The following is a 12,962-nucleotide window of genomic DNA, read 5'->3' as shown; positions in this document are numbered from 1 at the left end:
AGAGCGGGATGAGAACGCGAACGGCGGCGGCACCTGGAGGAGGTGCCGCCGCCGTTCAGCCGCGTACCCGGACCCGTCCGCCCGCGGACCCGGTCCCGTGCCGGCCCGCGTCGGTCAGGCGGCCGAACCGGCCTGCCAGTCCGACCAGTTCATGTTCCAGCCGTTGAGGCCGTTGTCCGGGGCGATGGTCTTGTCGGCGGAGTTCTTGACGACGACCACGTCACCGATGAGCGAGTTGTTGTAGAACCAGGCGGCCGGCTGGTTGGGGTCACCGGCGCCCTTCACGTCCTTCAGACCCACACAGCCGTGGCTCGTGTTGACGTTGCCGAACGCGTTGCCGCCCCAGTAGCTGCCGTGGATGAAGGTCCCGGACGTGGACAGCCGCATGGCGTGCGGGACGTCCTTGATGTCGTACTCGCCCTTGCCGTCGTCGTCCGTGAAGCCGACCGTGGCACCGTTCATCCGGGTCTCCTTGAACTTCTCGGAGATCACCATCTGACCGTTGTAGGTCGTGTTCTCGGGCGAGCCGGCCGAGATCGGGATGGTCTTGAGCGTCTTGCCGTCGCGCACGACGGTCATCGTCTTGCTCTTGACGTCGACCGTGCTGACCTGGCTGCGGCCGATCTGGAAGGTGACCGTCTTCTGCTGGACACCGAAGACGCCGTCGGCGCCCTCGACCCCGTCCAGGTTCAGCTTGAGGGTGACCGTGGAGCCGCCCGTCCAGTACTGCTCGGGGCGGAAGTCGAGGCGCTGCTGGTTGAACCAGTGGCCGACGACCTGCTGGCCGCTGCTCGACGTGACGGTGATGCCGTCCTGGACGGCCTTCTTGTCGGTGATCGCCTTGTCGAAGTTGATCGAGACCGGCATACCGACGCCGACCGTGGAGCCGTCCTCGGGGGTGAAGTTCCCGATGAAGCTGTTGCTCGGCGAGACGGTGGTGAAGGAGGAGTTCTCATGGGCCTCGCGCCCCTTGGCGTCCTTCGCCGTCGCGGTGATCTTGTACGAGGTGGAGCGCTCCAGCTGCGCGTCCGGCTTCCAGCTCTTGGCGTCGGCGGCCAGGGTGCCCTTGACGGCGGTGCCGTCCGCGGTGGTCATGGTCACGCTGGTGAGGGTGCCCTTGGTGACGGTGACCTTGGCGTCGTTGTTGATGCCCACATTCGTCGCGCCGTTCTTGGGCGCGATGGATATCTGGGCCTGCGAGGTCTCCTTGGCGGCCACCTCGTCGGCCTTGGCCTGGGCCGACGCCGAGCTCTCGGAAGGGCTCTTGTCCGCTCCCTGGCTACAGGCCGAAAGCACCAGTACGCCGCCGAGCACCGCGGACGCGGCCGCGATGACCTTGCGCCGCTTGCTGTCCCTCATCACACGCTTCTCCATCATCGCCGCTTACCCTGCCGATAACACTTAAGAACACCTGTACCGGTTCGTCCGGTTCCACATCCGCCGAGGATGTGGTGAACGCCACTCGCCGCGCGGAAACGCGCGAGCCCCGGCCCGTCGGCTACGGCGGACCGGGGCTTACCAGAGTGACACGCCTCCGGTCTACATCCGACCAGCTCCGACCTCGCCTTCGACCCCGGCCTCTTCGCCGTCGTCCTCGCCGTCGCTCTCGTCGTCCTCGTCGAGGGCCCACTCGACCGCGTCGGGGTCGTAGTCGATCAGTTCGCTGGTCCAGGAGGCCTGGGCCAGCTCGACCCCCGGGACCTCCTTGACGAGGTCGAAGGGCTCCACCAGATACGCGAGGGCCTCCGCCTCGTCTTCCCGGACCGCGGACCGGGCATGCGCCCGCTCGTCGTCCGGCAGGGACTCGTCCTCGCCGATGCGGGCGAGGGCGGCGGCGCTCAGTCGCTCAGCGTCATCGACCTCCAGCACCAATTCCACCTGTACCCGAACATACCGTGATGTCTCAGAATCGCTCATACGACGGAGGGTAAGCTCCCGACCCCGCGACTTTCCCGCGACCCGCTGCTATCACTAACATCACCGCACCCAGCCAATTCGGCGTTGTCACAAGGGGGATCGATCACGTGTCAATCGCACGCCGACCGCTCCTGACAGCTACCGCCGCCGGCACCCTGCTCTGCGCCCTGTGGTTCGTGCCCTCAGCGAAGGCCACCGAGGAGCAGCACGGTCCGCGGGAGCAGTCAGCCGCATCCGCCCAGGGCCTCACCGCCGGGGACTCCGCGCCACTGACCCTCGCCGATACGGGCGGCGTGGACACCACGCCGTATCTGATCGGCGGGAGCCTCTGTCTCGGGATCGGCGCGGGGTTCGTCGCGTACTCCATACGCAGAAGTGTCCGCGCGTCGCTCTGAGACGCGTACATACGACGGAGGGGCCGCCGGGCCGGAACCCGGCGGCCCCTCCGCGTCTCAGGCCAGCGGCCCGGTCACCGGCTCGACCGCGGCGACGAGCCCGCCCCCGCGCACGAACGCGTCGGCCCCGGCGAGGTCGGGCGCGAGGAAGCGGTCGGGCCCCGGCCCCTGGACGCCCGCGGCGCGCAGGCCGTCGATGGCCGCCTGGGAGGCGGGCGCGGGCGTCAGGCCCGTACGCAGCTCGATCGCGCGCGTCGCGGCGTACAGCTCGACGGCGATCACGCGGGTCAGGTTGTCGACGGCGGTACGGAGCTTGCGCGCGGCCGACCAGCCCATGGAGACATGGTCCTCCTGCATCGCGGAGGAGGGGATCGAGTCGACCGAGGCCGGCACCGCGAGCCGCTTCATCTCGCTGACCAGGGCGGCCTGGGTGTACTGGGCGATCATCAGCCCCGAGTCGACGCCCGCGTCATCGGCGAGGAACGGGGGCAGTCCATGCGAGCGGTTCTTGTCCAGCAGCCGGTCCGTACGGCGCTCCGCGATGGAACCGAGGTCGGCGGCGGCGATCGCCAGGAAGTCCAGCACATACGCCACCGGGGCGCCGTGGAAGTTGCCGTTGGACTCGACCCGGCCGTCCGGGAGAACGACGGGGTTGTCGACCGCCGACGCCAGCTCCCGGTCGGCCACGACGCTCGCGTACGCCAGCGTGTCCCGGCCCGCGCCGGCGACCTGCGGGGCGCAGCGCACGGAGTAGGCGTCCTGGACCCGGGGGGCCTCGTCCTGCTGGAAGTGCCCGGTCAGTCCGGACCCCGCGAGCACCCGCAGCATATTGGCGGCGCTGGCACCCTGGCCCGGGTGCGGGCGGATGGCGTGCAGCTCGGGGGCGAGGACCTTGGCGGTACCGAGCAGGGCCTCCAGGCTCAGCGCGGCGGTGATGTCGGCTGAGGTGTAGAGCCGCCGCAGATCGGCGATCGCCATGACCAGCATGCCGAGCATGCCGTCTGTGCCGTTGAGCAGGGCGAGCCCTTCCTTCTCGCGCAGCTCGACCGGCTCGATCCCGTGCGCGGCGAGCAGCTCCCCCGCGGGCCGTACGACACCGTCGGGGCCCTCCGCGTCGCCCTCGCCCATCAAGGTCAGCGCGCAGTGGGAGAGCGGCGCGAGGTCCCCGGAGCAGCCGAGCGAGCCGAACTCGTGCACCACGGGCGTGATCCCCGCGTTCAGTACGCCGGCCATGGCCCGCGCCACGAGCGGGCGTACGCCGGTGCGTCCGGAGGCCAGGGTCTTGAGCCGCAGGAACATCAGCGCCCGTACGACGTCACGCTCGACGCGGGGCCCCATCCCGGCGGCGTGCGACCGCACGATGTTGCGCTGGAGCTGGGCCCGGAGATCCTGGCTGATCCACCGGGTGGCGAGCGCCCCGAACCCGGTGGACACCCCGTACACCGGCTCGGGCTTGGCGGCCAGCGCGTCCACGACCTCCCGCGCGGCGGCGAGCGCGTCGAGGGCCTCACCGGAAAGCTCGACCCGGGCGTGGCCCCGGGCCACGGCGACCACATCCTCGGCGGTCGTCCCGGACGTCCCCAACACGACAGTGTGCATATCCATATTCAGGAGCGTACGGACTGAATCGCAGCGTGTCACTAGTCGGCGGTTCGCCTCCCGGCGGCAACTCCCGGCGGCGACCCGCACCTGGAAACCGGACCCGGCCGAAGACCACCGGACCCGCCGGCTACGCCGACCCCGCGGAGGGAGGCGCGTCGCGGAAGCGCCGTCTCTCGCCCCGCGCCGGGGCCGGCGCGTCCGCCAGTCTCAGCACCGCGCCGTCCCGCCCCGCCACGACCGGCCCGCCCGCCCGCGCCGCCTTCGCCCGGTACTGCGCCGCGTCCGCCAGCCGGAACAGCCGTCGCGCCGACCCCACCTCCCCGATCGGGTCCCCCGTCGACGCGATCCCGCACGCCACGCCCTCGCCCAGATCCAGCCCGGCCGCCCGCTCGCACACCTCGGCCGCCACCGTCAGCACCTCGTCCGACGTGGGCCCCACCGTCAGCAGACAGAACTCGTCCCCGCCCAGTCGCGCCACCAGCGCGCCGGGGAGCCGCGCGCCGCATACGGACAGCAGGGTGGCGAACCGTTCCAGCAGACGGTCACCGGCCGCATGGCCGTGGGTGTCGTTGACCTTCTTGAGGCCGTTGAGATCGCAGACGACCAGGCTGACGACGGCCCCCTGCTCCTGGTACCGGACGATCGCCTCGTCGAGCCGTACGTCGACCGCGCGCCGGTTGGCGAGTCCGGTCAGCGGATCGGTGAAGGCGAGCCTGCGGACCTCTTCGAGCCGTTCCGTCTGCGCGATCCCCGCCGCCACCACCGACGCGATGACGGTGGCGAAATCCGCGTCGGCCGTGTCGAAGACCGGTGCTTCCGGGGGCCTGGCCACATACAGCTCGCCCCACGCCCGCCCGTGCAGCACGATCGGCGCGACGACGCAGCAGCCGCGGCCCCGCCTGCGCAGCGCGGCCACGCGCTGGCGGTTGTAGCCGGGTACGCCCGAGCCCCCCGGGTCTCCCGAGCCCCCTGGGCCTCCCGAGCCCCGCGAGCCCCCCGAGTGCCCCGGGCCCTCCGGCGGCGCCGGCGCGACAGCCGGCGTCGGCGCGACAGCCGGCCCCGCCGCCGTCTCGACCCAGGCCTGCGGCCCGCCGCCGCCCGCCCAGCGCCCGTGCAGGAACTCCGCGATCTCGGGAAACTCATGCACGGGATACGTCTCGTCCTCGGGGAACTCCTCCTCCCCGGCCGCCCGTGCCCCCGTGTTCACCAGCACCTTGAGGCGACCGAGATCCCGCTCCCACACCGACAGCGCCCCGAAGCTCCCGCCGAGCGCCTCCAGCGCGCCGCGCGCCGCGGCCCGCCAGGACTCCCGCGCTGTTGGGGCCGCCGCCATCGCCTGAGACAGTCGCACTATGGCGCGCAGTCGCCCATCCACTCCCATCGCCCCACCTTAAGACGGTTTGACGGGATTTGATCATCCGGACCGGTGGGTGATCACGCCGCGTTCACCCGTACCGCGCGCCCCGTGGCGTGCTCAGGCGCGCTCACTCACCGGGCCACTGCGGCTTCCGCTTCTCGTTGAAAGCGGCGACCCCCTCCGCCCGGTCCCCGGAGAACGCGACGGACCGCCACGCGGCGTCCTCGACCTCAAGTCCCGCGCGCAGATCGAGCCCGTGCCCGAGCCGCAGCGCGCGCTTGGCGGCGCGCAGGCCGACGGGCGAGTTGGCGGCGATACGGCCGGCCAGGGCCAGGGCCTCGTCCCGGTCGGCGCCCTCGTCCACGAGCTGGTCGACCAGCCCCAGCGCCGCCGCCTCGGCCGCGGCCACCCGCCGTGCGGTGAAGACCAGTTCCGCGGCGCGCGCGGCGCCGACGCGGCGCGGGAGCAGCTGCGTACCGCCGCCGCCGGGGATCACCCCGACCGACACCTCGGGCAGCCCCACGACCGCCGTGGGGTCGGCGACGATCAGATCGCAGGCGAGCGCCAGCTCGAAGCCGCCGCCCAGCGCGTAGCCGTGCACGGCCGCGATCGTCGGCATCGGCAGTTCCAGTACGCCGGTGTACGCGGCCCGCGCGGTCGGGCGCTGGCGCACGAGTTCGGCGTCGCTGAGGGAGTTGCGCTCCTTGAGGTCCGCGCCGACGCAGAAGGCCCGCGCGTGGGTGGAGGTCAGCACCGTGACCCGGACATCCCCGTCGGCGCCGAGCGCGTCGCACGCGGCCGCGAGGGACCGGGCCAGCTCGGTGGAGACGGCGTTCATGGCCTTGGGCCGGTCCAGGACCAGTTCGGCGACATGGCCGTGCCGCCGTACGACGACGAACTCCCCGAACCTCTGCTCAGCCTCAGTCACGACCGCACCCCTCCCGGTTAACGACAGTTCACTTCCGTCGGACCGATCCTAGGGGGCGGCCTCGCGGAGGGGCCATGGGCCCGGCGGACGCCCCCCCCCGGGCCCGGAAGAACCGTGCGCGGCCCTAAGCGTTGCGCCGCCCCATCAGCCACGGCTCCACCACGCCCAGTCCCCGCACCGGCCGCTGCCACATCGGCTGGAGCCCGAAGCGGTACGAGGGCAGCGCCGCGCCCTCCTTCTCGGCCTTCGCCGCCTGCGCCTCGGAAGCCGGGGCGTCGCCCGTGCGGATCAGCTCCTCCGCGAACGCGCCGTCGACCAGCACCGTGTCCTTCGGCGCTATGGAGGTCAGCCGGCTCGCGAGGTTCACGGTCGTGCCGAACACGTCGCCCATCCGCGTCGTGACCGTCCCGAACGCGATCCCGACGCGCAGCGCCGGCATCGAGTCGTCATGGGTCATGGTCTCTATCAGGCGCAGCGCTATCTCCGCGGCCGTGCCCGCGTCGTCCGCCGCGAACAGGACCTCGTCGCCGAGGGTCTTGATCAGCCGGCCGCCGTGCGCGGCGACGAGGTCGGCCGCGGTCGTCTCGAACGCCTCGACCAGTTCGCCGAGTTCCTCCTCCTCCAGCCGCCGGGTCAGCCGGGTGAACCCGACGAGGTCGGCGAAGCCCACGGCGAGCCGGCGGTCGACCATCTCCTCGTCGTCGGCGGCCTGGACGACGCGGCCGGTGGCGGCGGCGAGCTGGCGCCGCCAGACGTAGACGAGGAACTCCTCCAGCTCGGGCAGGAGCAGCTCCACCAGGGGGTACGTGACTTCCGTACGGGTCATCCCCGGCTCGGGCGGCTCGATGAGCCCCTCCAGGAACGAATCGATCTGCCACTCCGCCAGCCGGGCGGTGGTCTGTCCGGTCGAGCGGGCGACCTGGATCGCCATCGGCTCGCTGAGCAGCCCCGCCTCCACCAGACCGGCGAGCCGTCGCAGCGCCAGGACGTCCGCCTCGGTGAACGCCTTGGCCTGGCCGACGTCCGCGAAGCCCATGGCCCGCCAGAAGCGGGAGGCGAGGTCCATCGAGACGCCGGCGGTACGGGCCGCCTGAAAGGGGGTGTAGCGGCGTTCGGCGCCGAGGATCAGCTGTTCGAGGCGGATGGCCAGCGGGTCGTCGGACGGCTCGGCCGTGTGGTCGACGACATGGTGGGGATTGGGGTGTACCGAGGACTCCGACGGCGGCTGCGCGTCCTCGCCGGAAGTCGAATCGTCGACGGTCACCAGCCGCCTCCTGCCCGTTCCCTGCGCACTGCCCTGCCGATCTGTCGTGGACCGCCTCAACGATACGGCAGATGTGCGCTGGCTCACGTATCGCGTGAGGAACCTGAATCCGGGCGCGACGGTCCGGTCACGGGCCGTCGCCGGCGGACGCCCCGGGGCCGGCACGGCGACGGGCCATGTGCATTCTGCATATGCCTAGGTCAACAGACACCCTCGAACAGGCACGGCGGCGGACGCCCCCGAGCGGACACCGCGCGCCTCAGCCGGCCGGCCGCAGATGGACGATGTCGCCCGCCCCGACCGGATGCCTGGCGCCGTCCTCGGTCGCGACCACCAGCCGTCCGTCGCCGTCCACCGCCACCGCCTCGCCCACCAGCTCACGGTCGCCCGGCAGGACCGCCCGTACCGAGCGGCCCAGCGTCGCGCACCCCGCCGCGTACGCCTCCTGGAGCCGGCAGAGCCCCGGGTCGCCGCCCGCCTCGCGCCACTCCCCGTACCACCGCTCCAGGGCCCGCAGGACCCCGCGCAGCAGGGTGTCGCGGTCGAGGGACACCGCGTTCGCCAGGGCCAGCGAGCCGGCCGCCGGTACGGGCAGTTCCGCCGTGTGCAGCGAGACGTTCACGCCCACACCCACCACGACCGCGCCGTCCCCCGCGCGCTCCGCGAGGATCCCGCCGGCCTTCCGTTCCTCGCCGTCCACGGTCACCAGCAGGTCATTGGGCCATTTGAGTGCCGTGTCCACGCCCGCGGCCCGCGCCAGCCCGGTCGCCACGGCCACTCCGGTCAGCAGCGGCAGCCAGCCGTAGCGGTGGACCGGTACGCCGGGGCCCGGCCTGAGCAGTACGGAGAAGAACAGCCCGGAGCGCGCGGGCGCCGACCACCGCCGGTCCAGCCGGCCACGGCCCGCCGTCTGCTCCTCGGCGATCAGCACGGTGCCCTCCGCGGCTCCCGGTGTGCCGTCCGCCGCCGCCACGGCCCGCGCGGCCAGATCGGAGTTGGTGGATCCGGTGGCGGCGACCACGTCGAGCGAGCTCCACAGCCCGCCGGGCCGGATCAGCCCGCGGCGCAGCGCGCGCTCGTTCAGCGGGGGGCGTTCGAGGTCGGACCAGCGGCTCTCAGGTGCATGGGGATCCGTCATGCGAGCCACCCTAGGTGTGGCCAACACCGCACTGCCGAACGGTATCGGCGCCGATACCCTACGGATCAGTAGCAGCCGGAACACCCGCATCCGTGACCCCGCAGGGAGCCGCATCCCGATGTCCGAGCCGGAAAACGCCCGAGGAATCCCCCACGGAACCGCCGCCCACACCACCGCGGGAAAGATCGCGGACCTGCGGCGGCGTATCGAGGAAGCCACGCACGCGGGTTCCGCGCGCGCCGTGGAGAAGCAGCACGCCAAAGGCAAGCTGACGGCCCGCGAGCGGGTCGATCTGCTGCTGGACGAGGGATCCTTCGTCGAGCTGGACGAGTTCGCCCGGCACCGCTCCACCAACTTCGGCATCGAGAAGAACCGCCCGTACGGGGACGGGGTCGTCACCGGCTACGGCACGGTCGACGGCCGGCCGGTCTGCGTCTACTCGCAGGACTTCACGATCTTCGGCGGCTCGCTCGGCGAGGTCTACGGCGAGAAGATCGTGAAGGTCATGGACTTCGCGCTGAAGACCGGCTGTCCGGTCATCGGCATCAACGACGGCGGCGGCGCCCGGATCCAGGAGGGGGTGGCCGCCCTCGGTCTCTTCGCCGAGATCTTCCGCCGCAATGTGCACGCCTCGGGTGTCGTCCCGCAGATCAGCCTGATCGTCGGCCCGTGCGCGGGCGGCGCGGTCTACTCCCCCGCGATCACCGACTTCACGGTGATGGTCGACCAGACCTCGCACATGTTCATCACGGGTCCCGATGTCATCAAGACGGTGACCGGCGAGGACGTGGGCTTCGAGGAGCTGGGCGGCGCCCGTACGCACAACACGACCTCCGGCGTCGCGCACCACATGGCGGGCGACGAGAAGGACGCCATCGACTACGTCAAGTCCCTGCTGTCGTACCTCCCCTCGAACAATCTGTCCGAGCCGCCCGCCTTCCCCGAGGAGGCGTCGCTTGAGCCGACGGACGAGGACCGCGAGCTGGACACGCTGATCCCGGACTCCGCGAACCAGCCGTACGACATGCACGCGGCCATCGAGCACGTACTGGACGACGCCGAATTCCTGGAGACCCAGGCGCTGTTCGCGCCGAACATCATCACCGGCTTCGGCCGGGTCGAGGGCTTCCCGGTCGGGATCGTCGCGAACCAGCCGATGCAGTACGCGGGCTGTCTGGACATCAACGCCTCCGAGAAGGCCGCGCGTTTCGTCCGTACGTGCGACGCCTTCAACGTGCCGGTGCTGACGTTCGTGGACGTCCCGGGGTTCCTGCCGGGGGTCGACCAGGAGTACGGCGGCATCATCCGGCGCGGCGCCAAGCTGATCTACGCGTACGCCGAGGCCACGGTCCCGCTGATCACGGTGATCACCCGCAAGGCCTTCGGCGGCGCCTACGACGTCATGGGCTCCAAGCATCTGGGCGCCGATCTCAACCTGGCCTGGCCGACGGCGCAGATCGCGGTGATGGGCGCGCAGGGCGCGGTGAACATCCTGCACCGCCGCACGATCGCCGCGGCCGGTGACGCGACGGCGCAGGAGGAGACGCGAGCCGAGCTGATCCAGGAGTACGAGGACGCGCTCCTCAATCCGTACGTGGCGGCCGAGCGCGGCTATGTCGACGCGGTCGTCATGCCGTCGGACACCCGGGCACACATCGTCAAGGGCCTGCGTCAGCTGCGGACGAAGCGGGAAAGTCTGCCCCCGAAGAAGCACGGCAACATCCCCCTCTAGGAATCCGGGAAGGGCGCCGAACAGTGATCAAGGTTGTACGAGGAAATCCCACCCGGGAGGAACTGGCCGCCGCACTCGCGGTGGTACGGGCCCGCGCCGCGGCGGTGGCGGACGCGCCGGCGGACGCGGCGCCGCCCCCCGCCGAGTGGTCCGCCCCGACGCGGATCGCCCGCCGCCGGCTCCCGGACCCGGGGCCGCGGGCCTGGGCCCGCACGTACTGGCCCGGCTGACACCGCTGGGGCGCGAGGATAGGCCGTCGGCACCGCGGCGCCTGAGTACACGTACTCAGGCGCCGCGGACCCGGCGGCCGGAGTATCGGTCCCATGCTGTGGTCCGACCCGGAGAACGAGCCCCCCAGGGAGATGCGCGACGCGCAGCTCATGCTGCGCCGCGCCGGTGTGCTGCTCGCGCTGGCGGTGGTGCTGGCGATGCTCGTGCTCGGCCTCCACTGATCATCTCCGGACCTCCCCCGTACCGGCCGGACACCGCGACCTACGATGGCCCGCATGACCGATCAGCGCCGCCGGCTCGTTCTCGCCTCCGCCTCCCCCGCCCGTCTCGGACTGCTCCGGCAGGCCGGGCTCGCCCCCGAGGTGATCGTCAGCGGCGTCGACGAGGACGCCCTCTCCGCCCCGACCCCCGCCGAACTGGCGCTCGTGCTGGCCGAGGCCAAGGCCACCGCCGTGGCCGCGCTCCCCGCGACGGCCGGCGCGCTGGTCGTCGGCTGCGACTCCGTCCTCGAACTGGACGGCGACGCGTTCGGCAAGCCCGCCGACGCCGAGGAGGCCACCGCCCGCTGGAAGTCGATGCGCGGACGGGCCGGAATCCTGCGGACCGGTCACTGCGTGATCGATACGACGACCGGCCGCCGTGCCGCCGAGACCGCGTCGACCACCGTCCGCTTCGGGACTCCGACGGACGCCGAGATCGCCGCGTACGTCGCCTCGGGCGAACCCCTCCACGTCGCGGGCGCCTTCACCCTGGACGGCCGGTCCGCGCCCTTCGTCGACGCGATCGACGGCAGCCACGGCAATGTCATCGGCCTGTCGCTGCCCCTGCTGCGCCGGCTGCTCGGCGAACACGGCGTCACGATCACCGACCTGTGGGCCTGAACCGGCCCCACCGGCACCTGTTCAGCCGACCGCTCAGTCGAGGACCGCGGTGGCTTCGACCTCCACCAGATGCTCGGGCACGTCCAGTGCCGCGACGCCGATCAGCGTGCCGGGTGCCAGCGGCGTGACCCCCAGCTTCGCGGCGGCCCGGTCCACCCCCTCCAGGAACAGCGGCATCTTGTCGGGGGTCCAGTCGACGACGTAGACGGTCAGCTTCGCCACGTCCTCGAAGGAGCCACCGATGCCGGCCAGGGCGGTGCCGACGTTCAGGTAGCACCGCTCGACCTGCGCGGCGAGGTCACCCGCGCCGACCGTGACCCCGTCGGCGTCCCAGGCGACCTGTCCTGCGATGAAGACCAGCTTCGATCCGGTCGCGACCGACACCTGACGGTAGACGGCGATGTCCGGCAGCCCGCCGGGGTTCACCAGAGTGATGGCCATGGTCTCCGCTCCTCGTGGTCTCTTGTGGTTACTGGAGAACTGTAGGAGAGTGACCGCTGACCTGGAAGAACGCACTTTTCGGTAACTGGGGAACCTGATGGTGACCAAGGAATTCACGGGCTCGCCCGACGAGGCCGACCTGACGCGCGCGGACTCGCTCGCGCGGGAGATCTTCTCGGACGTCGCCAACAAGTGGGCGCTGCTGATCATCGAGGCGCTCGGCGAGGGCACCCTGCGCTTCGGTGAGGTGCGGAACGGAGTCGAGGGCATCAGTCACAAGATGCTCACCCAGAACCTGCGCATGCTGGAGCGCAACGGCCTGGTCGACCGGACCGTGCACCCCACCGTGCCGCCGCGGGTCGAGTACACCCTCACCGAGCCGGGCCGGGCGCTGCGGGAGACGGTCGGCGGAATGTGCGACTGGACCCATCGGTACCTCGGGCACATCGAGTCCTCCCGCGACCGCTTCGACGCCTGACCGAGCCCGTCCCTAGCACGCGCGGGCCGAACACGCCCCGAGCGCACCGGGGCCGGGCGGACCCCGGCCGAGCGCGCGCGGGACGTGGCCGGAATCAGGCGGGGGCGGGCTCGTCGTCCGGGGCCGTCCGCTCCGGTTCGTACCCCACCAGCACCAGCACGATCATCCCCAGCACGACCATCATGAACGCGAAGGCGCTCCACCCCACCAGCCCCACCGTCACCGCGCCGAGCACCCCGTGCACGACCGCGCAGGTGATGAGCACGGCCCTGCCGAAACGGCCCGGAATGCGGTCCTTGAGGGCCGTACGCCCCAGAATCGCCGCGACGAGCACGAGATAGCAGCCGAAGACGCCGCCCATCACCCATGCACCGAGCGACATGGCGGACGGGTCGAGTCCGGCGAGGGACATCCGCTGGTTGTCAACAACCGTCGCCAGCACGCCGTTGACGAACACGATGCCGACCGCCTCAAGCAGCAGCACCGCCGCGGCCACCCAGGCCACCGGTCTGCGCGCCACGGCGCCACCCTCTTCCCCTGTTACCGGTAGTACGTAGGACATCGCGAACGCTACTAACCGGTAAACCTCCGGACAAGG

General features: G+C 71.6%; 15 protein-coding genes. 6 read left to right on the top strand and 9 right to left on the bottom strand.

Going from position 1 to position 12,962, the window contains the following annotated elements; genetic code table 11:
* Positions 1-114: 114 nt before the first annotated feature.
* Complete coding sequence (locus ACZ7LS_RS06535; RefSeq protein WP_382526747.1) at positions 115-1,374, bottom strand: L,D-transpeptidase; 1,260 nt, start codon at positions 1,372-1,374, stop codon at positions 115-117.
* Positions 1,375-1,539: 165 nt separating this feature from the next.
* On the bottom strand, positions 1,540-1,917 hold the full coding sequence (locus ACZ7LS_RS06530) for a hypothetical protein (RefSeq protein ID WP_385132048.1): 378 nt from the start codon (positions 1,915-1,917) through the stop codon (positions 1,540-1,542).
* A gap of 107 nt (positions 1,918-2,024) precedes the next feature.
* Here ACZ7LS_RS06530 and ACZ7LS_RS06525 point away from each other — a divergent pair, with 107 nt between their 5' ends.
* Entirely contained in the window at positions 2,025-2,312 is a 288-nt protein-coding gene (locus tag ACZ7LS_RS06525) for a hypothetical protein (protein ID WP_382526645.1), read from the top strand.
* 57 nt (positions 2,313-2,369) lie between these two features.
* On the opposite strand, the gene hutH is transcribed toward ACZ7LS_RS06525, so the two are convergent.
* From hutH to ACZ7LS_RS06500, 5 genes are all read right to left on the bottom strand, one after another.
* The gene (gene hutH, locus ACZ7LS_RS06520) at positions 2,370-3,911 is read right to left on the bottom strand and encodes a histidine ammonia-lyase (RefSeq protein ID WP_382526750.1); all 1,542 of its coding nucleotides are present in this window, start codon (positions 3,909-3,911) and stop codon (positions 2,370-2,372) included.
* A 130-nt stretch (positions 3,912-4,041) separates the two neighbouring features.
* Positions 4,042-5,295 (bottom strand): GGDEF domain-containing protein, encoded by a 1,254-nt coding sequence (locus ACZ7LS_RS06515; protein WP_385132046.1) that lies wholly within the window; start codon positions 5,293-5,295, stop codon positions 4,042-4,044.
* 103 nt (positions 5,296-5,398) lie between these two features.
* Entirely contained in the window at positions 5,399-6,199 is an 801-nt protein-coding gene (locus ACZ7LS_RS06510) for an enoyl-CoA hydratase/isomerase family protein (protein WP_382669389.1), read from the bottom strand.
* A gap of 124 nt (positions 6,200-6,323) precedes the next feature.
* Positions 6,324-7,463 (bottom strand): adenylate/guanylate cyclase domain-containing protein, encoded by a 1,140-nt coding sequence (locus tag ACZ7LS_RS06505; RefSeq protein WP_382526654.1) that lies wholly within the window; start codon positions 7,461-7,463, stop codon positions 6,324-6,326.
* A gap of 259 nt (positions 7,464-7,722) precedes the next feature.
* Positions 7,723-8,601 (bottom strand): biotin--[acetyl-CoA-carboxylase] ligase, encoded by an 879-nt coding sequence (locus tag ACZ7LS_RS06500; RefSeq protein ID WP_382526656.1) that lies wholly within the window; start codon positions 8,599-8,601, stop codon positions 7,723-7,725.
* A 118-nt stretch (positions 8,602-8,719) separates the two neighbouring features.
* Between ACZ7LS_RS06500 and ACZ7LS_RS06495 the strand changes: the two genes are divergently transcribed.
* From ACZ7LS_RS06495 to ACZ7LS_RS06480, 4 genes are all read left to right on the top strand, one after another.
* On the top strand, positions 8,720-10,333 hold the full coding sequence (locus tag ACZ7LS_RS06495) for an acyl-CoA carboxylase subunit beta (RefSeq protein WP_382669381.1): 1,614 nt from the start codon (positions 8,720-8,722) through the stop codon (positions 10,331-10,333).
* A 23-nt stretch (positions 10,334-10,356) separates the two neighbouring features.
* Positions 10,357-10,563 carry an acyl-CoA carboxylase epsilon subunit gene (locus ACZ7LS_RS06490; RefSeq protein ID WP_385132042.1) on the top strand — a complete coding sequence of 69 codons (207 nt, stop codon included), beginning with the start codon at positions 10,357-10,359 and terminating at the stop codon, positions 10,561-10,563.
* A 93-nt stretch (positions 10,564-10,656) separates the two neighbouring features.
* Positions 10,657-10,785: a morphogenic membrane protein MmpB gene (gene mmpB / locus ACZ7LS_RS06485; protein WP_382526663.1), complete on the top strand. Its 129-nt coding sequence runs from the start codon at positions 10,657-10,659 to the stop codon at positions 10,783-10,785.
* A gap of 45 nt (positions 10,786-10,830) precedes the next feature.
* Positions 10,831-11,445 carry a nucleoside triphosphate pyrophosphatase gene (locus ACZ7LS_RS06480; RefSeq protein WP_382669374.1) on the top strand — a complete coding sequence of 205 codons (615 nt, stop codon included), beginning with the start codon at positions 10,831-10,833 and terminating at the stop codon, positions 11,443-11,445.
* Between the two features lie 33 nt (positions 11,446-11,478).
* On the opposite strand, the gene ACZ7LS_RS06475 is transcribed toward ACZ7LS_RS06480, so the two are convergent.
* On the bottom strand, positions 11,479-11,886 hold the full coding sequence (locus ACZ7LS_RS06475; RefSeq protein WP_382526669.1) for a RidA family protein: 408 nt from the start codon (positions 11,884-11,886) through the stop codon (positions 11,479-11,481).
* A 97-nt stretch (positions 11,887-11,983) separates the two neighbouring features.
* Here ACZ7LS_RS06475 and ACZ7LS_RS06470 point away from each other — a divergent pair, with 97 nt between their 5' ends.
* The gene (locus tag ACZ7LS_RS06470; RefSeq protein WP_382526672.1) at positions 11,984-12,364 is read left to right on the top strand and encodes a winged helix-turn-helix transcriptional regulator; all 381 of its coding nucleotides are present in this window, start codon (positions 11,984-11,986) and stop codon (positions 12,362-12,364) included.
* A gap of 94 nt (positions 12,365-12,458) precedes the next feature.
* Here ACZ7LS_RS06470 and ACZ7LS_RS06465 read toward each other — a convergent pair whose 3' ends face one another.
* Positions 12,459-12,926 (bottom strand): hypothetical protein, encoded by a 468-nt coding sequence (locus ACZ7LS_RS06465; RefSeq protein WP_382526675.1) that lies wholly within the window; start codon positions 12,924-12,926, stop codon positions 12,459-12,461.
* Positions 12,927-12,962: the final 36 nt, after the last annotated feature.

It is taken from the genome of Streptomyces sp. NPDC039430 (assembly GCF_055639435.1).
The sequence above is the reverse complement of the archived record's forward strand: the minus strand, read 5'-3'. Positions and strand labels throughout refer to the sequence as shown.